This is a genomic window from Pseudomonas cichorii (assembly GCF_019719005.1).
GTDB classification, from domain to species: Bacteria; Pseudomonadota; Gammaproteobacteria; order Pseudomonadales; family Pseudomonadaceae; genus Aquipseudomonas; species Aquipseudomonas cichorii_E.
This window is the reverse complement of the sequence record NZ_JAIGPJ010000049.1, coordinates 1-26,575: the sequence shown is the minus strand read 5'-3', so window position 1 is coordinate 26,575 and position 26,575 is coordinate 1. Positions and strand designations below refer to the sequence as shown.

34 protein-coding genes are annotated in these 26,575 nt (G+C 57.6%); 6 read left to right on the top strand and 28 right to left on the bottom strand.

What is annotated here, in order from left to right; translation table 11 throughout:
- Positions 1-77: 77 nt before the first annotated feature.
- The gene (gene erpA / locus K5D32_RS24095) at positions 78-428 is read right to left on the bottom strand and encodes an iron-sulfur cluster insertion protein ErpA (protein WP_025262070.1); all 351 of its coding nucleotides are present in this window, start codon (positions 426-428) and stop codon (positions 78-80) included.
- Positions 429-584: 156 nt separating this feature from the next.
- Positions 585-1,619, bottom strand: coding sequence for an N-acetyl-gamma-glutamyl-phosphate reductase (argC, locus tag K5D32_RS24090; protein ID WP_221594228.1), 1,035 nt, complete (start codon positions 1,617-1,619; stop codon positions 585-587).
- Between the two features lie 133 nt (positions 1,620-1,752).
- Here argC and hemJ point away from each other — a divergent pair, with 133 nt between their 5' ends.
- The 5 genes from hemJ to coq7 all read left to right on the top strand — a co-directional run bounded on the left by hemJ (position 1,753) and on the right by coq7 (position 5,223).
- The gene (gene hemJ, locus K5D32_RS24085) at positions 1,753-2,181 is read left to right on the top strand and encodes a protoporphyrinogen oxidase HemJ (protein WP_221602067.1); all 429 of its coding nucleotides are present in this window, start codon (positions 1,753-1,755) and stop codon (positions 2,179-2,181) included.
- Positions 2,182-2,258: 77 nt separating this feature from the next.
- Positions 2,259-3,167, top strand: a complete 909-nt coding sequence (locus tag K5D32_RS24080) for a DUF805 domain-containing protein (RefSeq protein ID WP_221602066.1) — start codon at positions 2,259-2,261, stop codon at positions 3,165-3,167.
- Between the two features lie 65 nt (positions 3,168-3,232).
- On the top strand, positions 3,233-4,009 hold the full coding sequence (locus K5D32_RS24075; protein WP_221530646.1) for an SDR family oxidoreductase: 777 nt from the start codon (positions 3,233-3,235) through the stop codon (positions 4,007-4,009).
- Between the two features lie 91 nt (positions 4,010-4,100).
- Entirely contained in the window at positions 4,101-4,439 is a 339-nt protein-coding gene (locus K5D32_RS24070; protein ID WP_025262075.1) for a histidine triad nucleotide-binding protein, read from the top strand.
- Between the two features lie 136 nt (positions 4,440-4,575).
- Positions 4,576-5,223, top strand: coding sequence for a 2-polyprenyl-3-methyl-6-methoxy-1,4-benzoquinone monooxygenase (gene coq7 / locus K5D32_RS24065; RefSeq protein ID WP_221602065.1), 648 nt, complete (start codon positions 4,576-4,578; stop codon positions 5,221-5,223).
- A gap of 58 nt (positions 5,224-5,281) precedes the next feature.
- On the opposite strand, the gene speD is transcribed toward coq7, so the two are convergent.
- Both speD and K5D32_RS24055 read right to left on the bottom strand, forming a co-directional pair.
- Entirely contained in the window at positions 5,282-6,076 is a 795-nt protein-coding gene (gene speD, locus K5D32_RS24060) for an adenosylmethionine decarboxylase (protein ID WP_025262077.1), read from the bottom strand.
- 240 nt (positions 6,077-6,316) lie between these two features.
- Positions 6,317-6,739: an OsmC family protein gene (locus K5D32_RS24055; protein ID WP_025262078.1), complete on the bottom strand. Its 423-nt coding sequence runs from the start codon at positions 6,737-6,739 to the stop codon at positions 6,317-6,319.
- A gap of 210 nt (positions 6,740-6,949) precedes the next feature.
- Between K5D32_RS24055 and crp the strand changes: the two genes are divergently transcribed.
- The gene (crp, locus tag K5D32_RS24050; protein ID WP_221578692.1) at positions 6,950-7,594 is read left to right on the top strand and encodes a cAMP-activated global transcriptional regulator CRP; all 645 of its coding nucleotides are present in this window, start codon (positions 6,950-6,952) and stop codon (positions 7,592-7,594) included.
- A 12-nt stretch (positions 7,595-7,606) separates the two neighbouring features.
- On the opposite strand, the gene K5D32_RS24045 is transcribed toward crp, so the two are convergent.
- The 24 genes from K5D32_RS24045 to K5D32_RS23930 form a co-directional block, all read right to left on the bottom strand.
- Positions 7,607-8,302 carry a lipoyl protein ligase domain-containing protein gene (locus K5D32_RS24045; RefSeq protein WP_221602063.1) on the bottom strand — a complete coding sequence of 232 codons (696 nt, stop codon included), beginning with the start codon at positions 8,300-8,302 and terminating at the stop codon, positions 7,607-7,609.
- Positions 8,303-8,312: 10 nt separating this feature from the next.
- On the bottom strand, positions 8,313-9,149 hold the full coding sequence (gene trpC, locus K5D32_RS24040) for an indole-3-glycerol phosphate synthase TrpC (RefSeq protein ID WP_025262081.1): 837 nt from the start codon (positions 9,147-9,149) through the stop codon (positions 8,313-8,315).
- Entirely contained in the window at positions 9,146-10,195 is a 1,050-nt protein-coding gene (trpD, locus tag K5D32_RS24035) for an anthranilate phosphoribosyltransferase (RefSeq protein WP_221528718.1), read from the bottom strand. Before trpD ends, trpC begins: the two co-directional genes overlap by 4 nt.
- Before the next feature lie 8 nt (positions 10,196-10,203).
- Positions 10,204-10,812: an aminodeoxychorismate/anthranilate synthase component II gene (locus K5D32_RS24030; protein WP_221602062.1), complete on the bottom strand. Its 609-nt coding sequence runs from the start codon at positions 10,810-10,812 to the stop codon at positions 10,204-10,206.
- Positions 10,813-11,221: 409 nt separating this feature from the next.
- Entirely contained in the window at positions 11,222-11,731 is a 510-nt protein-coding gene (locus K5D32_RS24025) for a lysis system i-spanin subunit Rz (protein WP_221602061.1), read from the bottom strand.
- Complete coding sequence (locus K5D32_RS24020; RefSeq protein WP_221602060.1) at positions 11,728-12,273, bottom strand: glycoside hydrolase family 19 protein; 546 nt, start codon at positions 12,271-12,273, stop codon at positions 11,728-11,730. The genes K5D32_RS24025 and K5D32_RS24020 overlap by 4 nt, the downstream gene beginning before the upstream one ends.
- Before the next feature lie 139 nt (positions 12,274-12,412).
- Positions 12,413-12,835: a tail fiber assembly protein gene (locus K5D32_RS24015; protein ID WP_221602059.1), complete on the bottom strand. Its 423-nt coding sequence runs from the start codon at positions 12,833-12,835 to the stop codon at positions 12,413-12,415.
- Positions 12,836-12,837: 2 nt separating this feature from the next.
- Positions 12,838-14,094, bottom strand: a complete 1,257-nt coding sequence (locus K5D32_RS24010; RefSeq protein ID WP_221602058.1) for a phage tail protein — start codon at positions 14,092-14,094, stop codon at positions 12,838-12,840.
- An 11-nt stretch (positions 14,095-14,105) separates the two neighbouring features.
- Positions 14,106-14,705, bottom strand: a complete 600-nt coding sequence (locus tag K5D32_RS24005; RefSeq protein WP_221578689.1) for a YmfQ family protein — start codon at positions 14,703-14,705, stop codon at positions 14,106-14,108.
- On the bottom strand, positions 14,693-15,733 hold the full coding sequence (locus K5D32_RS24000) for a baseplate J/gp47 family protein (protein WP_221602057.1): 1,041 nt from the start codon (positions 15,731-15,733) through the stop codon (positions 14,693-14,695). The genes K5D32_RS24005 and K5D32_RS24000 overlap by 13 nt, the downstream gene beginning before the upstream one ends.
- Entirely contained in the window at positions 15,723-16,121 is a 399-nt protein-coding gene (locus K5D32_RS23995; protein ID WP_221602056.1) for a phage GP46 family protein, read from the bottom strand. Before K5D32_RS23995 ends, K5D32_RS24000 begins: the two co-directional genes overlap by 11 nt.
- Entirely contained in the window at positions 16,121-16,630 is a 510-nt protein-coding gene (locus K5D32_RS23990) for a phage baseplate assembly protein V (RefSeq protein WP_221602055.1), read from the bottom strand. Before K5D32_RS23990 ends, K5D32_RS23995 begins: the two co-directional genes overlap by 1 nt.
- Before the next feature lie 46 nt (positions 16,631-16,676).
- Positions 16,677-17,726 (bottom strand): phage baseplate assembly protein, encoded by a 1,050-nt coding sequence (locus K5D32_RS23985; RefSeq protein WP_221602053.1) that lies wholly within the window; start codon positions 17,724-17,726, stop codon positions 16,677-16,679.
- Between the two features lie 4 nt (positions 17,727-17,730).
- Positions 17,731-19,107 (bottom strand): DNA circularization protein, encoded by a 1,377-nt coding sequence (locus K5D32_RS23980; protein WP_221602051.1) that lies wholly within the window; start codon positions 19,105-19,107, stop codon positions 17,731-17,733.
- Positions 19,091-21,379: a phage tail tape measure protein gene (locus tag K5D32_RS23975; RefSeq protein WP_221578683.1), complete on the bottom strand. Its 2,289-nt coding sequence runs from the start codon at positions 21,377-21,379 to the stop codon at positions 19,091-19,093. Before K5D32_RS23975 ends, K5D32_RS23980 begins: the two co-directional genes overlap by 17 nt.
- Positions 21,380-21,509: 130 nt before the next feature.
- Entirely contained in the window at positions 21,510-21,806 is a 297-nt protein-coding gene (locus K5D32_RS23970; RefSeq protein ID WP_221578682.1) for a phage tail assembly protein, read from the bottom strand.
- Positions 21,803-22,150 (bottom strand): phage tail tube protein, encoded by a 348-nt coding sequence (locus K5D32_RS23965; RefSeq protein ID WP_221578681.1) that lies wholly within the window; start codon positions 22,148-22,150, stop codon positions 21,803-21,805. Before K5D32_RS23965 ends, K5D32_RS23970 begins: the two co-directional genes overlap by 4 nt.
- A 60-nt stretch (positions 22,151-22,210) precedes the next feature.
- Positions 22,211-23,707, bottom strand: a complete 1,497-nt coding sequence (locus K5D32_RS23960; RefSeq protein ID WP_221602049.1) for a phage tail sheath subtilisin-like domain-containing protein — start codon at positions 23,705-23,707, stop codon at positions 22,211-22,213.
- 18 nt (positions 23,708-23,725) lie between these two features.
- Complete coding sequence (locus K5D32_RS23955) at positions 23,726-23,908, bottom strand: DUF2635 domain-containing protein (protein ID WP_221578679.1); 183 nt, start codon at positions 23,906-23,908, stop codon at positions 23,726-23,728.
- A complete protein-coding gene (locus K5D32_RS23950) occupies positions 23,905-24,495 on the bottom strand; it encodes a hypothetical protein (RefSeq protein ID WP_221537329.1) in 591 nt (196 codons plus the stop codon). Before K5D32_RS23950 ends, K5D32_RS23955 begins: the two co-directional genes overlap by 4 nt.
- 33 nt (positions 24,496-24,528) lie before the next feature.
- Positions 24,529-24,867 carry a hypothetical protein gene (locus K5D32_RS23945; RefSeq protein WP_117167743.1) on the bottom strand — a complete coding sequence of 113 codons (339 nt, stop codon included), beginning with the start codon at positions 24,865-24,867 and terminating at the stop codon, positions 24,529-24,531.
- The gene (locus K5D32_RS23940) at positions 24,848-25,237 is read right to left on the bottom strand and encodes a hypothetical protein (protein WP_025262101.1); all 390 of its coding nucleotides are present in this window, start codon (positions 25,235-25,237) and stop codon (positions 24,848-24,850) included. Before K5D32_RS23940 ends, K5D32_RS23945 begins: the two co-directional genes overlap by 20 nt.
- 166 nt (positions 25,238-25,403) lie before the next feature.
- Positions 25,404-25,766, bottom strand: a complete 363-nt coding sequence (locus tag K5D32_RS23935) for a hypothetical protein (RefSeq protein ID WP_221602047.1) — start codon at positions 25,764-25,766, stop codon at positions 25,404-25,406.
- Positions 25,753-25,959: a Com family DNA-binding transcriptional regulator gene (locus K5D32_RS23930; protein ID WP_221602069.1), complete on the bottom strand. Its 207-nt coding sequence runs from the start codon at positions 25,957-25,959 to the stop codon at positions 25,753-25,755. The genes K5D32_RS23935 and K5D32_RS23930 overlap by 14 nt, the downstream gene beginning before the upstream one ends.
- Positions 25,960-26,575 lie beyond the last annotated feature (616 nt).

Genomic DNA, 26,575 nt, shown 5'->3' with positions numbered 1-26,575 from the left:
CCTTTTTTTACCCCCCCACACTAACCCAAAAATAAAAACCCCCGCGATTGTCCGCATCGTTTTCATATGGAGCGCGATCAGATCGAGAACGACGAACCGCAACCACAGGTAGTCGAAGCGTTCGGGTTCTTGATCACGAAACGCGAACCTTCCAGACCTTCCTGGTAATCCACTTCAGCACCCGCCAGATACTGGAAGCTCATCGGATCGACAACCAGGCTGACGCCTTCGCGCTCGACGACAGTATCGTCATCTGCCACATCTTCATCGAAAGTGAAGCCGTACTGGAAGCCGGAGCAACCGCCGCCGGTTACGAAAACCCGCAATTTCAGGCGATCATTGCCCTCTTCATCGACCAGGGTTTTCACCTTGTGCGCGGCTCCTGGGGTGAACTCCAGAGCTGTAGGAGTAAAGGATTCGACGCTCATGTCAGATATCTCCCGGCGTTAAGCCGTCATAATGCGTAATGACGGGCATTATCCGCTTCTCCTAGAAAACTGGTCAACTATTGAAGTGAAGAGCAGCGGCAAGCGGTCAAGCTACAAGCCGCAAGTGCTTGTAGCTTGTAGCTTGTAGCTTGTAGCTCAAGGCATCATGCCTGCGTGTGACAGACCGGCCCGTTCGTCCAGACCGAACATGATGTTCAGGTTCTGTACGGCCTGACCCGACGCGCCTTTGACCAGGTTGTCGATGACCGACAGCACGACAACCAGATCGCCGCCCTGCGGACGATGCACGGCAATACGGCAGACGTTTGCGCCGCGCACACTGCGGGTTTCCGGATGGCTGCCGGCAGGCATGACATCGACAAACGGCTCATCGGCGTAACGCTTCTCGAACAGAGCCTGCAAATCCACCGACTTGTCGGCAACGGTTGCGTACAGTGTGGAGTGGATGCCGCGAATCATCGGCGTCAGGTGCGGCACGAAGGTCAGGCCGACATCGCCGCCAGCAGCGCGGCGCAGCCCCTGGCTGATTTCCGGCAGATGGCGATGCCCCTTGACCGCATAGGCTTTGAAGCTTTCGTTGGCCTCGGAATACAGCGAACCCAGGCTCAGACCACGACCGGCACCACTGACACCTGACTTGCAGTCGGCAATCAGGCGGGAGTTATCCGCAAGGCCCGCTTCCAGCAAAGGCAGGAAGCCCAGCTGGGTTGCGGTCGGGTAGCAACCCGGCACGGCGATCAAGCGTGCACTCTTGATCTGCTCGCGATTGACCTCAGGCAAACCGTATACGGCATCCTTGAGCAGTTCAGGCGCGCCATGTGGCTGGCCGTACCATTTGGCCCACTCGACCGGATCCTGGAGACGGAAGTCCGCGGAGAGGTCGATAACCCGGGTGCCAGCTGCCAGCAGTTCGCCAGCCAGCGCATGGGCAACACCGTGAGGCGTAGCGAAGAACACGACATCGCATGCGGCCAGGGTCTTGACGTCCGGCACGCTGAAAGCCAGACCATCGTAATGGCCTCGCAGGTTGGGGTACATGTCGGCTACTGCAAGACCGGCCTCCGAGCGAGAGGTAATAACGACCACTTCTGCTTGCGGATGCTGTGCCAACAGACGCAGCAGCTCGACCCCGGTGTAACCCGTGCCGCCGACGATACCGACCTTGACCATAACCTGCCCTCAACGAAACAACTGGAAAGCCGTCGATGATATGAGCCTATGGCCTCTGCGACAACCGACAACGTGACGTATGGCCGCGCAACCCACTACTATTTGTCCACCGTGAACCTGGGGATAACTGAAAATGCTCTTTTTATGGGTCAAAGCGCTTCACATCGTTTCGATGGTCTGTTGGTTTGCAGGCCTGTTCTATCTGCCGAGACTGTTCGTCTACCACTCACTGAGCGAAGACACTGTCAGCAAGGAACGCTTCAGCGTGATGGAGCGCAAGCTGTACCGAAGCATCATGGGGCCTGCCATGATTGCCACGCTGATTTTCGGTGGCTGGTTGATCAGCTTCAGCCCGTCCGGCTATTTCAGCCAGGGCTGGATGCATGCGAAGTTGACGCTGGTTTTCCTGCTGATCGGTTACCACCACATGTGCGGCGCGCAGGTAAAGCGCTTTGCGCGTGGTGAGAAAGGCCGCAGCCATGTGTTTTATCGCTGGTTCAATGAAGTCCCTGTAGTGATACTGCTGGCTGTTGTGATTCTGGTAGTCGTCAAACCGTTCTGATCCATATCGGGCAGCCACGCCATGCTCCATAGTGGCTGCCCGCGCTGCACCCTTATACCGAGACAAGGAAGCCCTTGATGGCCGATACCCACTTCAAGATCATGTTTGAAGGGCAATTGCGTAATGGCGTTGAGCTGGAAACTGCAAAGCTCAACCTGGCCCGGTTGTTCAAGAGTGAAACCTCGGCAGTCGAGAGACTGTTCAACGGTAATCCTGTATCCCTCAAGCGCGGTTTGTCTCAGGCGGATGCCCAGAGATACATCCAGGCACTCAACGACGCTGGCGTCGAAGCACGTATAGAACCCGACCCGGCAATCAGCCTGAGCCTGGACGAAATCGATGAACCGAAACCCTATCGCGCTCCTGTGGAACCCGCACAAGCGCCCTCGCCCTACGCGCCACCCAAGTCATCAACCCTCGCGCCCGACCTGCCTGCACACTCGTCGCTCAAGGTGTTCAGCGTGGAAGGCCGTATCGGTCGCTTGCGTTATCTGGCCTGGAGTCTGGTATTGGTAGCCGCTGGCCTTGCGACAATAGGCGCCTGTATGACGGTCATGAGCGTTTCATTGGTTGGCGGCGCGCTTTTGAGCACTGTAGCCATCGCGGCATTCTTTATCCTCAGCGTGCAGATGGGCGTACAACGCCTGCACGATGCAGGTTGGTCGGGCTGGCTGTTGCTGATTAACCTCGTGCCCGTCATAAGCGGTATCTTTCCGTTCGTGATGGTGCTCGTCCCGGGTACTAAAGGCCCCAACAGATATGGTCCACCTGCGCCACCCAACTCGAAGGCCGTGAAAATCCTGGCCTGTCTATGGATTGTCTTTCTCAGCCTCGTCTTCACGATCGTGCTGAGCACGGGTCTCGATGCCGTGAAGAATGAACTCGAAACCACGGCCAGCGAATACGAACAGTCCCTGCCCTATGATGACGACTCGGACAGCGATCAGGCCCAACCCGCCCCATCGGTGTCCGGACAAAGGCTTTAAGCAAATACGTTGCTCATGAGCCGGCACCCGAAATGCCGATTGCAATACGTTCAATGGAGAAATGCATGACCCGTTACGCCCTGATCACAGGCGCTTCCAGCGGTATCGGCCTGGCAATGGCCGAAGCCCTGGCTCGTCGCGGGCACAATCTGCTGCTGGTTGCCCGCCATCGCGACCGCCTGGAAAGCATCGCCATCGAGCTGACCCAACGCTTTGGCGTGGAAGTACTGTTTCGTGCGTGCGATCTGGGTGAGCCGCTGCGTCTTTCGGGCTTCCTGCTGGAACTGGAAGATGGTGCCCATCAGATTGATCTGCTGGTCAACTGCGCAGGCATCGGAACATGCGGCCCGTTTCTGGCTCAGGAATGGGCTGCCGAGCAGGACCTGATCGATCTGAATATCCTCGCCCTCACTCGCCTGTGCCATACCGTTGGCAACCTGATGGCGCTTCAGGGCGGCGGGCAGATTCTCAACGTGGCCTCGGTGGCAGCTTTCCAGCCTGGGCCATGGATGAGCACTTATTACGCAAGCAAGGCTTACGTGCTGCATTTTTCCGAAGGCTTGCGCGAAGAGGTCAAGAAAAACGGAGTGAAAGTGTCGGTCCTTTGCCCTGGCCCGACCCGCACGCCTTTCTTTCGTACGGCTCAGCTCAACGTGAACGACGAGAAGATGATGACCCCTGAAGAGGTGGCACTGTATACCGTGCGCGCGCTGGCAAAAAACAAGGCTGTTATCATCCCCAGGCTGCGCAACCGGTTATGGGCCTTCAGCCCGCGACTGGGGTCGCGCTGGCTGGTTCGTCAAATCAGCGGCTATATCAACAAGGCCTGCTGCCCACGCTGAGTGACAAATAATTATCGCTCGGTAAACTCGAACTCATTGGTACCGGCCTGTCGACCGACATGCCCCATCCACCCAAAAGGAGCAAACGGCTGTGGATACTTTGTTTACCAGGATCATCAACCGGGAAATCCCGGCCAATATCATCTACGAAGACGATCAGGTACTGGCCTTCCACGACATCGCCCCTCAGGCGCCCGTGCATTTTCTGGTCATCCCGAAAAAGCCCATTCGCACCCTCAATGACCTGACCGAAGAAGATAAGGGTCTGGCTGGCCACATCCTTTTCACAGCCCAGCGCCTGGCAAGGGAACAGGGCTGCGAAGAGGGTTTCCGCGTCGTCATGAACTGCAATGAGCTGGGTGGACAGACCGTTTATCACATTCACATGCATGTTCTGGGCAAGCGCCAGATGAACTGGCCGCCGGGCTGAGTCTGTTTTTTCAATGGCTTGCATCCTGTCGAGGCCGCCGAGTGCTCTATTCAAGGGTTCGACAGGATGATGCAGCTCAAGCCTGGCCGCTCCGATTGGGGTAAACTGGCCAGCATGGACCTACCCGGAGGTGCCCATGGCTACCGAACGTCACTACTCTCCCCTTGATCGTCTTCTGCTGCAGGCCGACAGTGCAATGCGCACGTTGCTGCCTTCCAGCGGGCATTCTCATCGGCCTTCGCCTGCCATCCTGCGCCCCGAACACAAGATGAACGATGCGGACACCCGCCATGTAGCGGGCCTGATGCGCATCAACCACACCGGCGAAGTCTGCGCGCAGGCGCTGTATCAGGGTCAGGCCCTGACCGCCAAGCTGCCCAAGGTGCGCAAGGCCATGGAGCACGCCGCCGAAGAGGAAATCGACCATCTGGTCTGGTGTGAACAACGCATTCATCAGTTGGGCAGCCACACCAGCGTGCTCAACCCGCTGTTCTATGGCTTGTCCTTCGGCATTGGCGCGGCTGCCGGCCTGATCAGCGATAAGGTCAGCCTGGGGTTCGTGGCGGCGACTGAAGATCAGGTCTGCAAACACCTGAACGAGCACCTGCACCAGATACCCGCCGAGGATGAAAAGTCCCGGGCGATTCTGGAGCAGATGCGCGTAGACGAAGAACAGCACGCCGAAACCGCGCTGGACGCCGGCGGCTTCCGCTTCCCTGCTCCGGTCAAGTTCGGCATGAGCATCCTGGCCAAGGTCATGACCAAGAGCACTTACCGGATCTGACTTTCAGCCACACACAAAAAAGGCGCCTTGATCGGCGCCTTTCTTGTTTGCACTGAAATCAGACAGCCACGTTGCGGCCGTAGAAGATTTCCAGCATTTCGTGTTTCACCTTGGCGGTGACCTGTGCACGCTGTTCAGCGGACAGGTTGCTGGTCGCGTCGCCGAACAGGTAGTTATCCAGTTCGAACTCCTTGAGCAGCATTTTGGTATGGAACAGGTTTTCCTGATACACGTTGACGTCGGTCATCTGGTAACCGTTGCGAGTGTCTTCGGAGAGGTAGTTCTGGATCGAGTTGATCTCGTGATCGATGAAGTGCTTCTTGCCTTCTACATCGCGGGTGAAACCACGCACGCGGTAGTCGACTGTCACGATGTCAGACTCGAACTTGTGAATCAGGTAGTTCAGCGCTTTGAGCGGTGAAATCACGCCACAGGTCGACACATCGATGTCCACGCGGAAAGTCGCGATCCCGTCGACCGGATGAATTTCCGGATAGGTATGAACCGTGATGTGGCTCTTGTCCAGGTGGGCCAGAATGGTTTCCGGCAATGGGCCTGGCGACTCTTCGATCTGGCTTTCGGTAGGCGTTACCGGTTGCTCGGAGATCAGAATGGTCACACTGGCACCCTGGGGATCGTAATCCTGACGGGCGATGTTCAGGATATTGGCACCAATGATATCGACAACATCGGTCAGAATCCGCGTCAGGCGTTCAGCGTCGTACACACTGTTGATGTACTCGACGTAAGCCTGCTGGTCTTGCGGAGTTTCCGCATAGCAGATGTCATAGATATTGAAGCTCAAGGTCTTTGTCAGGTTATTGAACCCGTGGAGCTTGAGTTTGCTTTTCACCGTTAAAAACTCTCTATATATGTGCGGCGCCAGCCGCGTGATCAAGCATGCCCGTCAGATGAGCGGCGCTCAGCTGCGTAGGACGGTTAACACCTCTTCGCGTTGGCGATTTTGGTTGTCTGTTCTGGCGCAGCAGCAGAAAACCAATGCATGCCGCGCCTGAAAAAGTCGCGCATTATGCAGACGTCGGAAGCCGTCTGCCAGAGTGTGCGCCGTTTTTATGATCGTTGGATGTCTGTATCAGCCCAGTTCGACAATTTCATAGTCGTGGGTAATCTCTACACCGGCATTACCCAGCATGATCGATGCGGAACAATACTTCTCGGCCGAAAGCTCGATGGCACGCTTGACCTGAGCTTCTTTCAGGCCGCGGCCCTTGACGACAAAGTGCAGGTGGATCTTGGTGAAAACCTTGGGGTCTTCGCTTGCCCGCTCGGCTTCAAGAAAGGCTTCGCAGCTTTCGACTGGCTGACGGGACTTCTTGAGAATGCTGACAACGTCGAAGTTGCTGCAACCGCCCAGACCGATCAGCACCATCTCCATCGGGCGTACGCCCAGATTGCGACCGCCGCTTTCAGGCGGGCCGTCCATCACCACTACATGACCGCTACCGGACTCGCCGAGGAACATGGCTTCGCCAGCCCATTGGATGCGTGCCTTCATCGCCAGACTCCACTGCTAAAAAAAGGGTGGCCAGCTTAGCACAGGCCCGGGAATCCACTGGAGCAGCCTCTGAAAATGCTTTTTGCGGCCAAGATGTAGGAAAGGTCCCAAATGGTCTCAAACCCTCGTCGAAAAGCTGGCGAGAATGCCAGTGCAGCCGATACCTATGAGAGTGCCATTTGGCGAAGAGTCTTTTTTCGGAATACACGCATGGTCGCAATCTCAGTGGTACCCAAAATAAAGAGTCTCGAAAAGCTTCTCCCCCATGCCCAACGTCGCCGCTGCGCCGCCAAGAGCAATATCATCTGCGCTGGCGAGAAGTCCGAGTCGTTGTTCATCATTCTCAAGGGCTCGGTAACGATCCTGATCGAGGACGACGAAGGCCGGGAAATGATCGTTGCGTATCTCAACAGCGGGGATTTCTTCGGTGAACTGGGTCTGTTCGAGCAGGCTGGCCATGAAACCGTGCGCAGTGCGTGGGTTCGCGCCAAGACCGAATGCGAAGTGGCCGAGATCTCTTATTGCAAGTTCCGCGAGCTGACGCACCAGGAGCCGGAAATTCTCTATGCCCTGGGTGCCCAGATGGCTGATCGCCTGCGCAATACGACACGCAAGGTGGGCGACCTGGCTTTCCTCGACGTGACCGGACGAGTGGCCCGCACGCTGCTGGATCTGTGTCGGCAACCGGATGCCATGACTCATCCCGACGGCATGCAGATCAAGGTGACCCGCCAGGAAATCGGACGTATCGTGGGCTGTTCGAGGGAAATGGTCGGGCGCGTGCTCAAGGCCCTGGAAGAACAGCAACTGGTCGACGTCAAAGGCAAGACCATGGTGGTGTTCGGAACCCGTTGAGGCCTGTATCGCTCAGAGCCCGGCCAGCATCTGCCGATAAGACTGGTTCAGGCGCTCAAGCACATCGAGGTTGCCCTCGGGAAAAGCTTCGTACAGAGCAATATGACTTTGGGCACGAACCCGCATTTGCAGCTCGCATAATTCGTTGAAGCGGTTAACCGCGGCCACCATCTGCTGGCGTTCGTTATCCAGCAACAAGGCGCCATGAGCCAGCACCACAGGACGTGTTCCACCCTGGCTTTGACGCCAGCGCTGGGCAGTACCGACCATCTTGCGGCCATCGAGGTTGACGTTGAAACGGCCGTCGCAGAATGCACCGTCCACTTCCCCCAGCGAAGCCTGGCCACCCAATTCAGTCAACAGATCCAGAATCGGCTGGCACAAGCGTCGGTAGGCAATTTCTATTCTGTCCCGATCGGCGTCCGTACCGGGTTGCGCATAAACCAGAGCAATGTTCACGGTGGCAGAAGACTGCGGCACCGGTTCACCGCCCGTTTCACGCAGCAGGACAGGCCAGCCGCTGTCTGCAAGGGTTTCACTGGCTTCGGTAAAGCCCGGCAGGCGACTCATCCGGCGTGGCATGACCAGCGCCTGATCATTGGGACGCCAGAACAGCAGCCCATGATCCGCATCACCGGCACACACCGAAGCCAGCAGGTCCTGTTCGGCCTGCAGGCCTTTTTCGATGCAGATATCGATTACCGGCATGGTCTACGGCTCAATCAAGCGCCGAACCACTGACCGGCACGCCACGCTCCGGGAAGAACAGGCGCTGCAGCTCGGCTCCCGGCTGCTCGGCGCGCATGAAGGCCTCGCCCACCAGGAACGAGTACACATCGCTGATTTCCATCAGCTCGACGTCGGCCCGGTTGAGGATGCCGCTTTCAGTAATGACCAGTCGATCACGAGGAATGCGCGGCAGCAGATCCAGCGTGGTTTCCAGGCTCACTTCGAAGGTATGCAGGTTGCGGTTGTTGACACCGACCAGCGGTGTATCGAGGGTTTTGAGCGCGCGCTCCAGCTCATCGCCATCGTGAACTTCAACCAGTACGTCCAGACCGACACCCTTGGCAACCGCCGCCAGCTCGGCCATTTTCACGTCATCCAGCGCCGCCACGATCAACAGGATGCAATCGGCCCCCAGAGCACGGGCTTCGATGACCTGATACGGATCGATCATGAAGTCCTTGCGGATCACCGGCAGCTTGCAGGCCGCACGGGCTTCTTGCAGGTAGGCGTCGGCGCCCTGGAAGAAATCGATATCGGTCAGGACCGACAGGCAGGTCGCGCCGCCGGCCTGATAGCTTCTGGCGATCTCGGCAGGCTGAAAGTCTTCCCGGATCACGCCCTTGCTCGGCGAGGCCTTCTTGATCTCGGCAATTACTGCCGGATGCTTGCTTCTGGCCTGCTCGATCAAGGCATTGGCAAAACCGCGAGGCGCATCGGCCACCGCAGCCTGTCGCTCCAGCTCTGCCAGAGTCACAATGGCACGACGAGCAGCCACTTCCTCGGCTTTACGGGCGAGAATTTTTTCCAGTACGGTTGGCACACTCATCCTTCATTCTCCTGCTTGAATACCGCCGTGAAAGCACCCAATTCGTCCAGCTTCTCCCGGGCCAGGCCGGTGTGCAGGGAATCGTGTGCCAGTTCTACGCCTTCTTTGAGGCTGGTGGCATGATCAGCAGCGTAGAGCGCCGCACCGGCATTGAGCACGATCATTTCCGCGGCCTTCTGGCCATGTTCAGTCTTGCGACGCCCAAGGGCGTCCCGAATCAGCTCAAGAGAGGCTGCCGGGCTTTCAACCGCCAGACCATACAGGCTCTGGCTTTTCATGCCCAGGTCTTCGGGTTGTACCGAGTATTCGGTGATTTCGCCATTTTTCAGCTCAGCGACAAAGGTCGGTGCCGCAAGGCTGAACTCGTCCAGACCATCCTGGGAATGCACCACCAGCACATGCTTGCTGCCCAGGCGAGACAGAACTTCCGCCAGCGGGCGACACAGCGCCTGATTGAACACACCCACCACCTGATGGCGAACGCCAGCCGGATTCGTAAGCGGGCCGAGCATATTGAACAGGGTGCGCAGACCAAGATCGCGCCGAGGGCCGGCGGCATATTTCATGGCGCTGTGGTGCGACTGGGCAAACATGAAGCCGATACCCACGCTGTCGATGCAACGCGCAACCTGGACCGGATTGAGGTTCAGGTACACACCCGCTGCTTCCAGCAGGTCGGCACTGCCGCTCTTGCCTGACACCGCACGGTTGCCGTGTTTGGCCACCGTACAGCCCGCCGCCGAGATCACGAATGCCGAGGCGGTGGAAACGTTGAAAATGTTAGCGCCATCACCACCAGTGCCGACGATATCCACAACCTTGTCCAGCGATTGCAACTCGACCTTGTTTGCCAGCTCGCGCATGACCGAGACAGCACCGACGATTTCATCGATGCTCTCGCTTTTCATCCGCATGCCCATCAGAAAGGCGCCGATCTGCGCTTCGCTGCATTGGCCTGTCATGATTTCACGCATGACATCGCGCATCTCGTCTGTGCTCAGATCCAGATGATTGACGACGCGGTTGAGCGCCGTCTTGATATTCATGGGTGAGCTCACGATAGGTTCTCCTGACGAGTGCCGCCGGTCTGCCTGAGGAAGTTGGCGAACAGCTCGTGCCCCTGCTCTGTCAGGATCGATTCGGGGTGAAATTGCACCCCTTCAATATTCAGAGTCTTGTGGCGAAGCCCCATGATCTCGTCCACCGAATCATCTTCCAGCGCGGTCCAGGCGGTGACCTCAAGGCAATCAGGCAAGGTGTCGAGCTTGACCACCAGCGAATGGTAACGGGTCACGACCAGTGGATTGTTCAAGCCATTGAACACGCCCTTGTCCTCATGGACGACAGGGCTGGTCTTGCCGTGCATGACCTGACGGGCGCGCACCACATCACCACCGAAAGCCTGACCAATGGACTGATGCCCAAGGCAGACACCCAGAATCGGCAGTTTGCCCGCGAAGTGAGTGATCACCTCAAGCGAGACGCCGGCTTCGTTGGGCGTGCAAGGGCCGGGGGAAACGACAATGCGCTCCGGGTTCAAGGCTTCGATCTGAGCAATGGTCAACTCATCGTTACGAATCACTTTAACGTCGGCACCCAGTTCACCGAGGTACTGCACGACGTTATAGGTAAAGGAGTCGTAGTTATCGATCATCAGCAGCATGTTGCTATCAACCTTTTGAATTTACTGACTTTATTCAGCCTTCCGAATTCTGGCCCGCTTGCGCATGCACCAAAGGTCCGGCACGTGACCTGGCGCAATACATCAGGGGGATCGAAGGCATACAGGTAAAGGTCCGGGCAGGCCGGAAAAGAAATAGTCAGGCGCGCCAACGCCAACGGGCGTGGGCCTTGATAACGCGCATCAAGAGTTTGCTGACAATCGTCACGGGAGGCGTCTCATCTATACGTTTCGGGACATTAACTTACCGAATCACACGGCGCAATATGATTGTGCCGGGTAAATCAGACCATGTATCCGATCAGATGACTTCTGGAGGGGCAGATCAGTGTCTGCGGGTACGGAAGGGAGTGTGCCGCTTGCGCGGCGGTGGGGACATGTGAGGGGGAAATCAGCGAGCTATTTCGCGAACATAGGCCTGACAGGCCTTGAGCGCGATCAATCCCTGGTCTCCATCGTCGGTGATGGCGACAATTCGTTGAGCAGCCGCTGGGTCAAGTTCGCCTCGCGAGGCTCCATGAACCAGACTGCCGGAGGTGGCAGCGGCTGGCTCTCCACGACCACTGGCGGGAGCGGCGAGGAGGACTGACAACCGCAAATCAGAAGTAGCCAGACGACTACGCAAGCGAGCCTGAAGTTTCTGTGCATCGCTCAGTTCCTTGTAGTGAGTTGCATCGTTGGTTTGCAGGCGAGCCTCCATGTCTCGCCGCAGTTTTTGTTGAGCTTCCTGCCAGGCAATCACTGCCCTGGAAGCAAGCTCGCGTTCTTGCAGATGAATCTGTGCCTGTTCGGCCAATTGCAGGCCATAGCTACTGGCCTGCCATTGCCACGCAGCCCAGGCGCCAAGCCCCAAACCCAATAACAGCGCCAGAGCCACGGCACGCAAGTCCAGAAGCTTCATGACAACACCTTCAAAGCGCGTTGATACAAGGCTTCGCGATCCGCAAGACCATTGGTGCCGCCATTGATGCGCCTGGTGATCAACAGGAAATCCCCCTTGTCAGCCAAAGCATTCAGCCTTGCCCGATCCCAGAACCAGGCGGCAGACATGGCTGCATGCTCCGGCTGTTCAAGCAGCTCGGGATGATTGAGCAGATCCAGCCCCAGCGCCTCGCCACAGGCGACATAGTTCGCCCGGCCCGTCACCTGAATAAGCCCCCGTCCACGATAGAACTGACCGTCACCATCGTCTTCAGGGGTATTACCCAGGCGCAAAGCCAGTTGCCCCGTGTCGTACCGTTTCAGGTAATCATCACTTCCCAGTTCGCGGACATACCGCAACTGACCGGATTCGTGACCGATTTGCGCGATGAAGGCCGATACCTGCAACCGGGTGAGGATGCTGTATCGGTTCATGGCGGCATTGAGAGCGGAAACAAAAACGCCGGCTTTAGGGCCGGCGTGGGGGAGGATTTGCAGGAGTTGTTGTTGGGTTATGGGCATGTTGCCTCCATCAGCCATTCTGGATGCCATAACAAGACGCCCCCATAACCACTAGCGCATTGGAACGGCGCACAAAGGCATTTATGGGGGATAGTCATGTCAGAAACACTAAAGAAAACGCCCCGTCAGTGCGGGGCGTTCAGTTGGTTTCGAGCCAGGCCGGGGCGGCTGGGCGCATCAGAATATCGGGAAACTCCCGGGTCTGAGGCCAGTTGCGCAATGACTGGATATAAACCAGAAGCGTGGTGAATTGCTCAGCATCCAGCGTTGTAGGCAGATTCAACTCCAACTGATCCCGGTGACGATCCCTTACACCAGATGCAGCCAAAAGCACATGATCCCGCCATGCCCGCTCTCTTTCCTGCAACTGCTCTGCCGTCAAACCTGGCGGATCAACTGCAACAGGGAAGCCATCCACATCCGCAGCAATGATCTTTCCAGCCGCATTCGCGGCCCGGAGCTCAACATGCTGCGCATCAGTAATTTCTTTGCAATCCTTACCGACTGGCTGCATGCCTGACAGATAGAACCCGCCAGTTTCAGCGCAATAAAAAATAGCCATGATTATTTTCCTATACCTATAACGAAGACGTCCCGAAGAGTTGTAAAAACCAAACCATTATCTTGTCGATCAAGAATAACGCTGGTTTTAGTGAGGTTCCGATATTGCGGGGTAATATCATCATCAACGCGTTCAAGAGATGAATGCACAGCACCGGCAATGCCGTAACATGCATCCGGCCAGGCCAAAGGCCAAGTCAGCGTAGAAAAGGTATCGGGAGCCAAAGTCGCCCGGCCATACTGGATCAGCAAACCGCCCAGCCAAGTCGGAAACAAGACATAGCCACTTGCAGGTGTGAAGCTCATTGCGAAGCCGAAACGCAGCTTTTTTGGAGTTACAACTGTGGCGTCATCCACACCGGCATTCACCTCGGCCTGAGTGGCGATCCTGCCCAATCCCCAATTGATTTCCGTGGCCTGAACTGCCAGCGCCTTGAGTGCAGCGATGTCGATATTTCCCTGATTAGTGGGTGCATTCCAGGCTTTGATACACCACATGACTGCCATGTTGCGTGGACGTGTTTCAGTAGATGTCCTTGCTACCGTTGAAGCGTCAAAGAAAATAGTGTCGCTTCGAGCTGAAGTATTAGCATCACGAGTGATCGTATTAGCCTCTCCTCCCCAACCGAATGAGACAGACATCGCTCCGCTAGCCCCTCCCAGAGCCCCGGTACCTGCTGAGGTACCGCCACGAAGACCAAGAACGGCAGTGATATTCTGTAAGGCGTCAAGCTGAGAACTGCCCAAGGCCCGATTGGCATCCACACCTCGCCCATGATCCCACCCTCGCAGAAACTCACCACGCGACTCAGGAAGACGGAAATAACCCGCAGCATCACCTGCCTTGTTGTAGCTGGTGCCCAGATAAGCAGCAAGATCAGGATAAGCAGCAATACTCTGCAAACTGCCATCGACTTCAAGATACCCTGGCGGAATAGCTGCCTTTGGAAACGGCACCATCATCCCGATAGGCACCACATTGTTGCTTTTCAACAAGGCATCCATTTCTTCCTTGCTGTAAACGCGATTCTTGGTATACGCATCGTTCTGAACGATATAACGAATGGCCTCCAGCAACTGATCCAGATCCTCCTCTTTCGGATCGATCTGGGCAGCCCGGATAACAGCCAGCAATTCATCGGTTACTGCGTTCCCCCAACTGGCGGAAATCAGAGAACCGGGCGCGCCGGAAACGGTATTTTCATCAACAAACTTTCCATTCACCAGCCCGACGCTGGGGACACTCTTTGGATAGTCCACGGTATTACTCCTCAGTTGAAATTAACAAACTCTGTGGTGTGTGCAGGTGCTGCCCGACGGATCAAACATTCGATAGCCGTCCCCGGGTTCACGCCGAAGCGTTCACCCCAATAACTCGCCCCGAACCGGCGCCCAAGCCCTCTGCGGCCACCTGTGTTCAGGACCCACATGAACTGCGCATTCCAGGTCCCGAAATGCGCCTTGCCGAAACGAGAACGCCCCATACGGGGCGCTCGATATTCAGTGACGGAGGCATTGGGATAGCCCTGGCTGATGGCAATGTCGACGTAGAACGCTGGGTTCTGTCCTCCTACGACCACCAACCGCTGTCGCACCGACAGACGCCGGTCTTCGAACAAAGGGCTCAGGCCCAGGCATGGGTCAGGCAGGTTCATGACCCGCTCCCAGTCCGGAACCAGTTCACTGACGCTGGCCGGATCCATCTCGTTGAGCAAAGCAAAAGCCCGCCCATCAATACGGGCGAACTCCTGAGACAAACCGGCGATTATCTGCTGTAACTCCGGCACCCGCTCCGGGTCCCAGGCAGGCCCCGAAGGCAACAGGGCCTGCAGTTGCTCGGCGTATTGACTGGCAGTTCTCAGGACGACCATAGAATCCCCCCGAATATCAGCAGCTCATTGGAAGCGGCCTCCACATTGGCGACAGGAGAGGTCAGCACATGATCGGTTTCGCCCGCCGCACCGCTGATGGACTCGGCGATGTGGGTCAGCAACAGCGTCTCGCCAAGGCCTGCCTCTCGGTTGTGCAGGTCCATCAGTTGCGCCTCCACGGCAGCACGCACGACAGAGGTATCCGGCATCAGTTTGATCCTGTAGACGACTTGTTTCTGTACCGGCGCCAGCACGTACACTTCAGCCGTCACCGGGCGTAGCGGTTCGATGTAAGCCGCCACCTGCGCAAGCTGTTCGGCATCGGGCACAGGCGTCGCGTCATTGTCACGCATGACGAAAACCGCCACGGTGCCCGGCCCCATGTAACGGCGCACGCACCAGGCGCGGGTCACGCCCGGAACCTCCAGCGCCCAGGTGACGTAATCGTCCTGATTACCGCCATGAGGAATGACCCGGTATGAGCGAACCACCCGCGCGCGCAGCGATTCGATGCTTTCCTGGGCGATACCTCCGGTCAGGCCGTCAGCCAGCACAGTGAAGCTGCTGTCGATCCCTTCGATAGGCTGCACGGCTGTCATGACCAGACCGGCATCGGCGTTACCCAGAATGCCCGCTTCCACCGCCTCAACGGTGGTTACGTTATTGCCTGCCGCAGTAGTCAGGCCCTGGGTAACGCGATAGGTACGGCCATCGCTGAATTGCAGCACGGTGTCAGCATCCAGCACCGCACCCGCTGCCGCCGTGAAACGCACCGAGCCGGTGGCCGGTTGCGCAGCATTGCGGGGTTGCCGGAGCCTGAGAATGGCCTGACGCTCAAGGGTTTCGTCATCGGCCGTGTCGGGCAGAATCTGGTCGGCGATCCAGCGCTGATAGCCATAAAGCCCATAGGCTGCTCCGCTGTGGGCGCGCGATAACACGCGAGCATCGGATTGCCGAAGCGCTTCATCAGCCAAGTCAACCTGTGTACGGCTGATCAGCGCAGGCAATGTAGGAGTTTCAAACGGCATAGATCACCTGCCACTGTTCGGATGGGTTGAAGCGCACGGTCTGGCCATTCGAGACGACCAGCACGACGCCGAGATTCAAGCGATTGTTCTGCACCCGCTCGGTGAGGATTTCGATGTCCTGCACATGGCCGTCTTCGATCAGCCAGAGAAGCGCTTCGCGAGCGTAGAACTCGGCATCCCGTTGCGTCTGCGCGGTGAGCTTCACTCGCCGCAACAGCCACAGACGCGAGCCGATACGATCATCCGTCACCGCCGGATAGGTATCGCCCCACCAGCCATAACGCTCGTCATCGTCGATCTGGTCATCCGGCCCGGCTCGACGCCAGGTGAAAAGGCTGATGATGACCGAGCGCAGCAATGAAGCTTCCAGAGAGCCTGCGATTATCATCAGGCACCTCCCACGGGCGGCCCGCTCTGGCCGTTGCCGCCTTGTACGCCGCTGTGCGTATGGCTGATCTGGCTGATACCGCCAGCGACCTGATCACCCTGGGAAACGATCTTGCCGGTCTGGGTGATCTGGGGCGTTTCAAAGTTCACGGCCACGGCGGCCTTGATGTTCAACGTGTTGGTTTCGATGTCGATGACCTTGCCGCGCTTGAGGTGAATCTTGTCTCCCTCGTCGGTGTAGATCGCCACCTCCCCCGACTCCAGGGCCTTGAGGCGGTAGCGACGATCGGCGACAACCAGCAGCAGCCCGTGGGAACGGTCACCGCCGATAAACGCTGCAATGCCTTCGGCGCCAGGCAAGGGATTGCTGGTGAAACCATAGGGCTCGAAGTGCTCCATATCGTCCCTGATTTCACCTGCGGTCAGATGCATTTGCAGCGCCTGCATCTTGCTGGTGGCTCTAGCGAGCACAACCGTGCCACGCGCCAGCATGCGATTGAGTATGCTCATTGAGGTTTTTCCTTTTCGGGGGAGGGCAACGTAGCGTTGCCGCTCTCTACTTTTTGGCAGTCTTGTGCGGGTCGTCGGGTTCGGCGTCGAACATTGCAGGAGGGCCGACTACAAGGGTCGTTACCGTCCCTTTCTCGTCGAGGGTGTAAGTGACTTGCGAGATCAACATGTCCTGATCGAACCCGATCACCCGGTCCACGACTCGCACCAGTGTGTTGTGTCGCCAGAGATCGCCATTGGACTGTCGCCACCCTTGCACCTTGTAGGTCGTGAGTTGCGCTTTGCCCATACGATTGCTGCGTTCCCAGTTCGCCCGGCTCTGGGCAAGCTCGGAGGTCACCGGTGACGACTCATGAATGACAAGGACTCGCTTGCGATTGACCCTGCCATCGAAAGCCTGCGCCGACACTTCACTGGCTTGCTTGCCGAACGCCTTGTCATTACCAGCACGTTGCCCGATCACCCGGTACTCGGAAAAAGTACCGGAGAAATCGAGAGGCACTGACGCTGAAAGAATGTTCTGCCCCAACTCAAGCCGATCGACTGCACGTCCCTTGCTGCCTGGCTTGGCCAGCACCAGACGACCTCTCTCATCGTCGGTAGAGAAAATACGAAACTTCGTCAGGATCCGGTCGATGGACTTGAACGCTGTTTCAGCAGGATCGATGTTATGGAGGGGAACCTTGCTGGTTTCAGCGATTTCACTCACCACAGCCACGTTGTAAGGGGCAGCAAGCGCCTGGATGATGCTGAGCGCCCCTTGCTCCTTCCACTGACTGGGTTTGTTGATTGCCGAACAATCGACAAGATCGCCCGTCAGAGAACGCCCGGAAATACTCAGGGTGATCGTCTTGTCGTCATAGCTGATGGGCGTCGCAAAGACCCAGCCCGTCAGGATCAGCTCACCCCCGATCCGAACCTCGCATCTGTCACCTTGACCGACCGGTCGGGTGAAATTCTGCCCAGGCCACTGCCAGGTAATGCCCATCGTGAAACTGCGGGCCTGACGCTCGATGCCGGCAGAGATCGAGATGGTTTTCCAGCCACCGTAATCCATACCGCCCACCGTCAAGGTGACAGCATTTGCCTTATCCATGGGGTTACTCCTGGGCGACTTTCAGAGTGCCTGGGGGCAGGAATCCTGGATGCTGGACACGGTTACGCTGCACAACCTCGGTCAGGCGGGTTGCATCACCGAAGCGACGATAAGCCAGTACCAGCGCAGGCAGCGGCTCGGCCACTTTGATGTCGACCAGACGCACCCCGGAAGCAGCCACGGCGTTCAGATGACGGATCAATGCCTGGCGCAGCGTGTTGAGCACCAGATAATGCTCCGGATCAGCTTTCAGCGAAGCCTCCCAGATGGCGGAACTGAGCGTGTCACGCAACTCGATCACATCATCGGCAACAGGCACCTGCGCACGATCGACCGGCATCACCACTTGATGCTCCAGTGATGGCGTAGCAATGATCGGCACCGCAGCACTGGCAACCGGCATGCTCGCCACCACCCTGGCAACCTTGACCAATAAAGCATCCTGAACAAGGTTGGCAGTCGCCTGTGCCGTAGAGCCGGTATCAAGACCGCCGCCCTGATTGACCAGATTGATACTGGCAATGGACTCGGCCTGCTGCGTGGCATCGGAGATCGTCGCCCTGTAATTGACGGACGAACTGTTGCTGCTTGTACCTGCACCTGTACTTGTACCTGCACCTGCACCTGCACCTGCACCTGCACCTGCACCTGTACTTGTACCGCTGTCCGTACTCGCATTGAAGCGTGCACTCGAGCCGCTATTGCTACTACTGCTGCTGTCCCCCTCAAAGCTGGCAAAGAAACTGGAAAACATTGTGCTCAACGTCAGAGGCGCATTGACCAGCGAATGGACCAGGCTGGTCACATCCGAGTAGATCGTCATGAAGGGGGTAAACTGCCGCTGAATCACGGCAAAAATCCCCGACAGAGTACTGCGCAACGCCTGGATATTGATGCGCGCGGCGTCCACCACAGACATGATCGCCCGATAGCGCTTGAGTGCCGAAGCCAGCAACCCGTCTGATGCCTGCACGAGTTGTCGCCGGGTATTGACCGTTGAAGTCGGAAAGCGCAGCGGCTGATCCGGATAAAATTTCAACGACAGCCTGACTACGCCGCCTTCAGTCCGGTTGTGCTTCAGGATGCAACCGCCAACCTGCACCTGCATGCGTCCAAGCCACGGGTGGACAAGCTCGCCCGCCCCATTGACTTCAAGAGCTTCCAGCAATCTGTCACGACGCTCGAAACAGTCATCGCCAACCAGGAAGGCCTCCATCGTATAGATTTGGGACTCCTTGCCCAGCGACTCGAAATAAGGCTCGTCGCGTTGTGGAAACTCGTGAAGCTGCCCTTTGCGACCGACCGGTACAGAATCCGTATCGACAAAGAAACCAATGCCCCGGAAAGAAGCGGGCATCAGCCTGTCACGCCATGTAGTCATATCCTGCGCCTCCGATTGTTCGGTAGCCAACACTTGGCGAGATCGTCAAGCCTGGCTGATTGGTCCGCACCTCACCCGGGCGCATGCCCGCAGGTGCATTGTCAAAACGGATGCTGAGTTCACCTTCAAGACGCCGATTAGCGGCTGCTCCTTGCAGAAGCAGGCTGCCGGGTTCAAGCGGGGCTGGAGGAGCCAGCAGTTGGCTGGTCGATGGCACGCCAGTCGCAGCGTTGAGGCGCTGCTGATTCAACTGACTGGTGTTAACGGCATCTGCCATCAGCAACGCGCCAGTACCACCACCAGGCCCTGCATTACGCACCCTTTGCTGTTCAGCAAACTCATTGAGCTTTTTGCTAGTGCCTTTGAGAATCCCTTCTTCTCCAAAGCCGAAAAAGCTCAAAGCCGAATTGATGCCCGACTTCACATCGTCCCACAGGTCAGTGAACCAGCCTCTGATCGGCTCCCAGTGCTGAGTGATGATCCCCAGAGGCGACCAGTCGAACATCGTTTTCAGCACATCGCCGATAACAAGTGCAGAGGTCTTGATCCCGTCCCACACAGCACCGAAGAACTCGGAAACCGGCTGCCAGTGCGTTGCGATCACGCCCAGGGGCGACCAGTCGAACATTGTTTTCAGCACATCGCCGATAACAAGTGCAGAGGCCTTGATCCCCTCCCACACAGCACCGAAGAACTCGGAAACCGGTTGCCAGTTCGCCGCGATCACCTCCTGAGGCGACCAGTCGAACATGCCCTTGAAGAACTCCACGACAGGCGTGGACAACGCCACAATCACTCCCCAGAGGGCTGAGAAAACGTCGGCCAATGGCTGCCAGTTCGCAGCGATCATGCCCAGAGGTGTCCAGTCGAACGCGGCCTTGAGCCAGTCCCAGGCCACACTGGCAGCCCCTGTGATCGACGCCCAGATGGCCGTAAAAAACGGAGCGACAGAAGACCAGTTGGCAATGAGCGCACCCGCAGCCAGGGCAATAGCGCGCACAGCGATTCCCACCGGCGACAAGCCGATAACCATGCTGAACAGTCGAGCCGCATTGGTCGCGGCCAGCACGGCCACTTGCAACACGCCAAAACCAATCGCAGCGCCTACAACGCCTTTGATGACCTCAGGGTGTTCGGCCGCCAAAGCAGCGACCATGGAAATCATGGGGCCGATGACGGCGATTGCATCGTTTATCGCAGGCAGGAAAATGCCGCCGATATTGGTACCAAGCCGATCCATGCGGTTTTGCATCAGTTGAATGGCAACCGCAGTGGTACGCGAGTTGTCGGCGAATTCCTGCTCGATTGAGCCGGCGGCCCCGGCGCCCTCTGCGACCTTGGCAAAGTTGGCCTTCAGACCGTCAAGGTTCTTCAGCAACGGCGTTATGGCACCCAGCGATTCGGCTCCGAACAGACTCGACACCACATCGCCCTGCTTGGCGGGATCAACCTTGGATATGGCGCTCAGAACGCTGTCGATAGTCCCGGAAGGGTCTGTCTGCATGCCCTTGCTCAGTTGATCGATATCGAGCTGCAAGTCCTTGAAAGCCCCGGCTTTCGCTGGCCCGCCTTCGGTCAGGGTTTTCATGAGGCTCTTGACGCCCTTGGTCGCCACATCAGCCGGCACATCCATGCCCGCCAGCGTGGCACCCATGGCCGCCACTTCACCGCTGGCCTTCCCTGCCACAGCTCCCAACGGCGCCATCGCAGTGACCATGGCTGCAATGTCTTTTTCAGTATCGTTGCCGCCAAGCGTGTTGATCTGCTCGGCAAGCTTTTTGACTTCAGGCTGCGTGAGGTCAAGCGAGGATCGCCACTTGGCCATCATTTCGCCCGACTCCGCTCCCGTCTGGCCGAAAGCGACTCCCATCTTCACGGCGTCTTCCGCAAAGCCTTGCAACTCAGCACGCGGCACGCTGGCCTTGGCGCCTGTTGCCACGATTGCTGCAATTCCATTGGCGGTTTCCGGGAGCCGTTCGCTCATGTCCAGAATATCGGTGCCCATTTGCTGGAATTGCTGCGGTGTCTCAAAAGCCACGACCTTTTTCACATTGGCCATGGATGTTTCAAAACCGATTGCTGCCTTTACCCCGGCAATCAAGGGGCCTGTAAAGGCATTCCCCTCGATCACGCCTGCAAGATTGATGTTTCCCAGACCGGACCCTTCGAGCCCGGTTTTGAAAGAATCGACATTCTTGCGCATGTTAGCCAGAGCAGGAGACAGCTCATCGACGCCTTTGAAAAGCGTTTCAAGCTTGAATGGATTTGCCATCACTCCCCCTGCAGGATCTGATTGATACGCTGCGACTGCAAAATCGACTCGGTGATGATGTCCAGATCCCTGGACATCATCAGTTCGGGGTCAATTTTCCAGAAGTACGCGAGGTCGTAGACGACGGCTATCAGGCCTTCGAGGTCTCTGATGCCGCTGCCATGAAAAAACTCGCGACCTTCCAGCTCAGCTTGTTGATATCGGAAAGGTCCAGTTGATCGACCGAGGACGGAGGAATGCCTGCGCAGACCGCGATGTACTTCGCAGCAACGTCAAGGTCGAGCGACACTTCTTCGTGCTTGTCGATCTTGTAAGGCAGCGCCTTGATCGCTCGTGCTTCCTGCGCCGTAGGGCGACGGAAAGTCAGTTGCGAAAGGGACTCCCCGTGAGCCTCGACCGGGCTCGCCAGTACGATGACTTCACTCATTGCCAGCTCCCCTGGTTACCGTCGAACTTCAGATCGATGGTGCCTTCTTCACCCTTGCTGCCCGGCTCATCGACCAGGTACGCACCCGACAGGACGTAGACCTTGCCGTTCTTGAATTCACAGGTGATGGTCATGTCCACACCGGTGGTAAGCGCTTTCAAGGGAAAGTCCGGGGTGTGCAGCGCAGTGAGTTTCAACCACGCTGCCTTGTCCGTTTCCTTGAAATAACCCGGCAATACAGTCTCGCGCTTGATGTTCATCAGAGGGGCTTCAACACCGCCGCTGATGGTCAATTGAGTGCCGTCGACCTTGATGTAGCAAGTACCAGCTACTTTCTGACCCATGTTTTATATCTCCAGAATGAAAAAACCCGCACAAGGCGGGTTTGAATGTTGAGGTTGAATTTAAGCCGCAGTGTCGTACTGCAGGCGGAACTGATTGAGCAGGGCGAACACGCGCAGACCGTTGATGTAATCCGGTGGGAACATCACGTTGATACGGCTCGGGTCCTGGCTGTCGCGCTCGACGATCAGGTACTCTGCGAACAGTTCTGCGTTTTCCACATGGCCTTCTTCCTCCAGCTTCGCGTACTGAGCGATCAGTTCACCACGGATGGTGATTGGCGTGACGATCGGCTGGCCGGCACCGAAACGGGTACCGTCGTTGGCCAGCTTGTGGCGGCCATACTTGCTGGTGATCACGCTTTGCAGACGACGAATGATGAATGCCGACTGGTGCAGGGTTTCGCTGTCCAGGTACGAGTTGTCCGCCTGACCGTAGGCGTTCTTCTGGTACGTGGTGATCGAACGCTGAATGCGCACGTAACCGCCTTCGTAATAAGCGGTGGCGATGCCGTAACGCAGCAGCGACTCACGCTCGGTGAGCGTGAAGCGGGCACTGGCAGGCGCAGGGTCCAGGCCAGGCAGCGTGCCGGTCTGGGTCGGACGGCTGGCGTCGGCCGAGATGAACACGGCAGTACGCGCAGCCAGCGCTGCAGCCTGCACCCACACTGGCTGTGGAACACCGATTTCAACGCCCTGGATCGTGACATGCTGATCGTTGCGCAGTTGACCTGCGGCGACCAGAGTACCGACCGTGCCGCGTTTGGCGCTGTAGACGTGGCCATAGAGTTGCTTGGCCCAGCTCCAGCGACCGGTGCTGTCATCCATTGCTGCCTTCCAGGCATCCAGCGTGTTGGTATCGGTCCATGGCACGCACAGGAACTCGAAAGGCTCATCGCCCAGCGCGGCCAGTGCAGCCACTTGATCGGGAGTGCCGACACCGCCGGTCAGGGCAGTGGCAACAACGGCCAGACCGGCTGGAGTCACCTCGCCATTAGTTTTACCCAGGCGATTGAAGGCCAGCTGGATGTCGTTGCCGCTCTCACCTGTCCATTTGACGGACAGGGTCACAACACCCGCCTCGACTTCGGCCTTGATCGGCAAGTCCGGCGTTGCATTGATCTTCACCGACAACGCAGTGGCCGCCTGGGCAGCGGTCGCGCCATTGACGACGCTAGCCTGCACCCGCACGCCACCGACGTACAGGTTCAGCAGACCGGACTCGGTGGCTGTGCCTGTAAACGTGAGGGTGGCGCTGGCCTTGGAGCCGACCGTGTTGAGCAGCGGCAGACACCAGACTTCACCAGTAGGATCGGCCTTGCGCCAGGTCTCGTACATCGAGGCCAGCATGGAACCCTGGCCGCCAATGTTCTTGGCCAGCGATACGCTGGGCACCAGTACCAGCGAACCGATTTCTGGACCGGTTGCATCGTCGTTGACCTGGGCAACGATCAGGCGACGCATGCTGGCCGACGCGCTGTTGGCTGCAGAATTGTCCATTTCCGCATAGAACAGCGGAACACGAACATCGGATGGAATGTTATTGAAACTGATAGCCATTGTTAGGCTTCCTCTTGATTACGCCGTGACGGCTTTGGTGGTTGGTTGCTCGGTTGCAGGGGTGACATCGCCGTCGTTGTAACGGCGCTGCCACCATGCGTTGAATCGGACTTCACGCCCTTCGGCCGGCAACAGATCGCCAGCCTCCGGATCGGGTACAACACGGCCAGGGGCCGGGATCACAGTGATGCGTTGAGTCATGGTGTTACGTCTCCTGAGAACTTCATTTCGATACGTCCATCGGGTCCGGGAGATTTCAGATTCGGATCTGCCGGATCGATGCAGTCCATGTCGAAGGTCGCGCCGGTGAAACCCGGCAGACCATCCAGAAAAGCCTCGTGCCAGGTTTCGGCAGGCTGATCGGATGTATTGCGGCCCAGCTGAAACTGCGCCGAGAAACCAAAGCGCCACGCCACTTGCGAGGCATTGACCTGCAACAGCCCGCCACCTGTGTACTCCAGCGGCTCGTAATCGCTGCCAGCGTTCCAGCCCACCAGCGCACGCCATATCTCGGCGCGAATGGCATGCAGTTGCTCGCTTGCGTCCTGGCCGCGTTCATCACTGCCAGAGAGCACGACCACCACATCAATCCGGTCGGTGATGTTCTGGCGGATCGCGTTATTCAGGTCGTTGGCCGTCGCCGCATCGCCCGTGGCAATCACGTAGGCCGAGGGGGAAGCGAGCGCAGTGCTGTTCATGACAGCGTTCCAGTAAATGCCGGCGCTGATTCGTCCGGCAAAGGTCGGGCATGTCGCCTGCAGATGAGCAACAATCGGGGTTATCTTCATGAGTGAATCCAGAGGTGTCGGAGATCGATAGGGTTACTGTCTGGCCTTGCTCAGTGCAGCATCGGCCTTGTCAGCAGCACGGCTTGCTGTGTTCGCTGCCTCGGTCGCCGCCGATGCGGCGCTTTCGGCCTTGTCCACTGCCTGAGTTGCGCTCTGCGCCAACTTGACCAGGCTGATATCGCGCTTGCCCATGGCCGCGTCGTACGCCTGACGCACCTCGGCCAGTTGCTTGGTGTGCTCGGAGTTGGCCGACCACTGCCCGGCCTGAAAGCCCAGCGTCAGACTGCCCGCCGCCAGCAAGGCGGCAATCACCCAGATCTCCACCCGACGCCACCAGTGGCGGGCGATAAAGTTAATTGCGCATCTGTCCATCCGTGGAGCCTCCTAATTGAGAACGCAGCCGGGCAATTTCGGCGCTTTGCGTTGTCACCTTGTCCGTGAGCTGGGCAATCTGGCTGGTAAGGACTTCAACCTTGCCCTCCATCCGGCCCACCGCAGCCGCCAGCTCGTTACGCTCCCTGGCAAACTGGTCAGCTCGGGCTTCAGCTTCCTTGCGAGCCTCACGCTCGGAATCGAGCAATTCATTCAGGCGCCGGACAGTGCCGATATCGGCGTTATCCATTGCCCTGTCTGCGGCGTCCCTGGAAAGAAACTTGCGCAGCCATAAAAAGCCGCCAAGCAGGATGGTGCCGGTCCCGCCCAGCCAGGTAGCTGTGCCTGGGCCTAGGTCAGTAGGGTCCATCGGTACTCCGGGAATAAAATCCGTGAAATAAAAAGGCCGCACAAAGGCGGCCAGGGGGAACAGGGTTGAAATGGGAGAGTTTGCTGAGCGTAACGATTGACTACTCAGAAACGCTTTATGCCAAACAAGCCAGGACGAAATACCTGACTCGAATCCGCATTCGCTGTCAGGCGAAAAAGTCCCATGTAATGACCAGCGTGCCCGACGAAGTGCCTCCCCCGGCGGCCCATAGACCGCTGGTTACCCACAGCCCCATACCAGCGGGCACAAACAATGGGTGAGGAAGCAGAACTTGAGAGTTGACCCCGGTAGCTGAGTTTCCATTACCGTTGAAAATCATCGGGGTATTCATATCCCCGATACTCGCTGGAGCTGTAGCAGAAGCGTACAGATTGACGAACCCATTCGCCGGATTTATCGAAGCCGTCTGAATAATCAGACCGTCCGTATTATCGCTTGGGGCAACAAGCTGCACGATTCCACGCGGAGCCACGCCACGATAATGCTTGCCAATTTTAACTGTGTTCATAATTACCACCTTGAGTCGAATGATTAAGCGCGGAAAACTCCGCATTCATGTCGCTCAGTGGCGATCTCTCGAGGCTCGCGGCCTTCACATGATTCAACATCCCGCAGCGGGGACACTTGATCTGGAGTTCGGTGTACTCGCCTAGACGAGCAAGAAGTCTTTTGCATTTATTGCATCTGCAATCTTTCAACATAGACATAAGCCTTGAATCTTTCGATCTGCGTAGAAACAGAAAACCCCGCTGAGGCGGGGTTTGGTAACTTGCTGTGAGCTGCATCTGAGTTGTTGCCCCCAGACGCAAATCGCATATCGTGGTGCCTTTGTACCCCCCGCCGGAAAGGCTGGAAAGGGCCTTTTTGGGGGAGGGTCGAGTTCGACCAGACTTCAACCGGAGTTCAACCAGGCTTCGACAATTGGCCCGGATAAACGGTATTTCGTCGAGACTTTCGTGGAGGGTAAACCAGGCGCAACACACGTCACCGTAGGAGATCACCCGCCGCCTTGGCGCCGCGCTGTCGCGCAGCAAACATGTGCCATGTGTTTGCGGCCAAAGTAACCAAAGCCATTGCTCCGGGTTCGGCCCCGCCTGACGGCGGGGTTGCTTCGCTCCGGCAGTCATCCGGCGGTCGCCGCAATGGGCCATCCATGGCCCTGTGCGGCTAACTCTGCATCCCTGCAGAGTTCCCACCGGATCACTGCCGGAACGAGGCCTTCACCAACGTCGTGTTCTGCGGTGTTCTCACGATTGTGTGTAGGAGCGAATTTATTCGCGAATGAATTCGCTCCTACCGGGATGAGCAGAGATATTC

What these genes read in the sequence shown, in the direction of transcription:
- K5D32_RS24025 (WP_221602061.1), bottom strand. Translation starts at nt 11,731, where the DNA reads ATGAAGCTTCTGGACTTGCGTGCCGTGGCTCTGGCGCTGTTATTGGGT.
- coq7 (WP_221602065.1), top strand. Translation starts at nt 4,576, where the DNA reads ATGGCTACCGAACGTCACTACTCTCCCCTTGATCGTCTTCTGCTGCAG.
- K5D32_RS23985 (WP_221602053.1), bottom strand. Translation starts at nt 17,726, where the DNA reads ATGGATAAGGCAAATGCTGTCACCTTGACGGTGGGCGGTATGGATTAC.
- K5D32_RS23935 (WP_221602047.1), bottom strand. Translation starts at nt 25,766, where the DNA reads ATGAACACAGTTAAAATTGGCAAGCATTATCGTGGCGTGGCTCCGCGT.
- K5D32_RS23940 (WP_025262101.1), bottom strand. Translation starts at nt 25,237, where the DNA reads ATGGACCCTACTGACCTAGGCCCAGGCACAGCTACCTGGCTGGGCGGG.
- K5D32_RS23945 (WP_117167743.1), bottom strand. Translation starts at nt 24,867, where the DNA reads ATGGACAGATGCGCAATTAACTTTATCGCCCGCCACTGGTGGCGTCGG.
- K5D32_RS23960 (WP_221602049.1), bottom strand. Translation starts at nt 23,707, where the DNA reads ATGGCTATCAGTTTCAATAACATTCCATCCGATGTTCGTGTTCCGCTG.
- K5D32_RS24055 (WP_025262078.1), bottom strand. Translation starts at nt 6,739, where the DNA reads ATGAAGGCACGCATCCAATGGGCTGGCGAAGCCATGTTCCTCGGCGAG.
- K5D32_RS23955 (WP_221578679.1), bottom strand. Translation starts at nt 23,908, where the DNA reads ATGACTCAACGCATCACTGTGATCCCGGCCCCTGGCCGTGTTGTACCC.
- K5D32_RS23995 (WP_221602056.1), bottom strand. Translation starts at nt 16,121, where the DNA reads ATGATAATCGCAGGCTCTCTGGAAGCTTCATTGCTGCGCTCGGTCATC.
- crp (WP_221578692.1), top strand. Translation starts at nt 6,950, where the DNA reads ATGGTCGCAATCTCAGTGGTACCCAAAATAAAGAGTCTCGAAAAGCTT.
- K5D32_RS24030 (WP_221602062.1), bottom strand. Translation starts at nt 10,812, where the DNA reads ATGCTGCTGATGATCGATAACTACGACTCCTTTACCTATAACGTCGTG.
- K5D32_RS24005 (WP_221578689.1), bottom strand. Translation starts at nt 14,705, where the DNA reads ATGGTCGTCCTGAGAACTGCCAGTCAATACGCCGAGCAACTGCAGGCC.
- K5D32_RS23930 (WP_221602069.1), bottom strand. Translation starts at nt 25,959, where the DNA reads ATGTTGAAAGATTGCAGATGCAATAAATGCAAAAGACTTCTTGCTCGT.
- hemJ (WP_221602067.1), top strand. Translation starts at nt 1,753, where the DNA reads ATGCTCTTTTTATGGGTCAAAGCGCTTCACATCGTTTCGATGGTCTGT.
- K5D32_RS23965 (WP_221578681.1), bottom strand. Translation starts at nt 22,150, where the DNA reads ATGGGTCAGAAAGTAGCTGGTACTTGCTACATCAAGGTCGACGGCACT.
- K5D32_RS24080 (WP_221602066.1), top strand. Translation starts at nt 2,259, where the DNA reads ATGGCCGATACCCACTTCAAGATCATGTTTGAAGGGCAATTGCGTAAT.
- K5D32_RS24015 (WP_221602059.1), bottom strand. Translation starts at nt 12,835, where the DNA reads ATGGCTATTTTTTATTGCGCTGAAACTGGCGGGTTCTATCTGTCAGGC.
- erpA (WP_025262070.1), bottom strand. Translation starts at nt 428, where the DNA reads ATGAGCGTCGAATCCTTTACTCCTACAGCTCTGGAGTTCACCCCAGGA.
- trpD (WP_221528718.1), bottom strand. Translation starts at nt 10,195, where the DNA reads ATGAATATCAAGACGGCGCTCAACCGCGTCGTCAATCATCTGGATCTG.
- K5D32_RS24045 (WP_221602063.1), bottom strand. Translation starts at nt 8,302, where the DNA reads ATGCCGGTAATCGATATCTGCATCGAAAAAGGCCTGCAGGCCGAACAG.
- K5D32_RS23975 (WP_221578683.1), bottom strand. Translation starts at nt 21,379, where the DNA reads ATGGCAAATCCATTCAAGCTTGAAACGCTTTTCAAAGGCGTCGATGAG.
- K5D32_RS24075 (WP_221530646.1), top strand. Translation starts at nt 3,233, where the DNA reads ATGACCCGTTACGCCCTGATCACAGGCGCTTCCAGCGGTATCGGCCTG.
- K5D32_RS23990 (WP_221602055.1), bottom strand. Translation starts at nt 16,630, where the DNA reads ATGAGCATACTCAATCGCATGCTGGCGCGTGGCACGGTTGTGCTCGCT.
- K5D32_RS23970 (WP_221578682.1), bottom strand. Translation starts at nt 21,806, where the DNA reads ATGAGTGAAGTCATCGTACTGGCGAGCCCGGTCGAGGCTCACGGGGAG.
- K5D32_RS24000 (WP_221602057.1), bottom strand. Translation starts at nt 15,733, where the DNA reads ATGCCGTTTGAAACTCCTACATTGCCTGCGCTGATCAGCCGTACACAG.
- K5D32_RS23950 (WP_221537329.1), bottom strand. Translation starts at nt 24,495, where the DNA reads ATGAAGATAACCCCGATTGTTGCTCATCTGCAGGCGACATGCCCGACC.
- trpC (WP_025262081.1), bottom strand. Translation starts at nt 9,149, where the DNA reads ATGAGTGTGCCAACCGTACTGGAAAAAATTCTCGCCCGTAAAGCCGAG.
- K5D32_RS24020 (WP_221602060.1), bottom strand. Translation starts at nt 12,273, where the DNA reads ATGCCCATAACCCAACAACAACTCCTGCAAATCCTCCCCCACGCCGGC.
- argC (WP_221594228.1), bottom strand. Translation starts at nt 1,619, where the DNA reads ATGGTCAAGGTCGGTATCGTCGGCGGCACGGGTTACACCGGGGTCGAG.
- K5D32_RS23980 (WP_221602051.1), bottom strand. Translation starts at nt 19,107, where the DNA reads ATGACTACATGGCGTGACAGGCTGATGCCCGCTTCTTTCCGGGGCATT.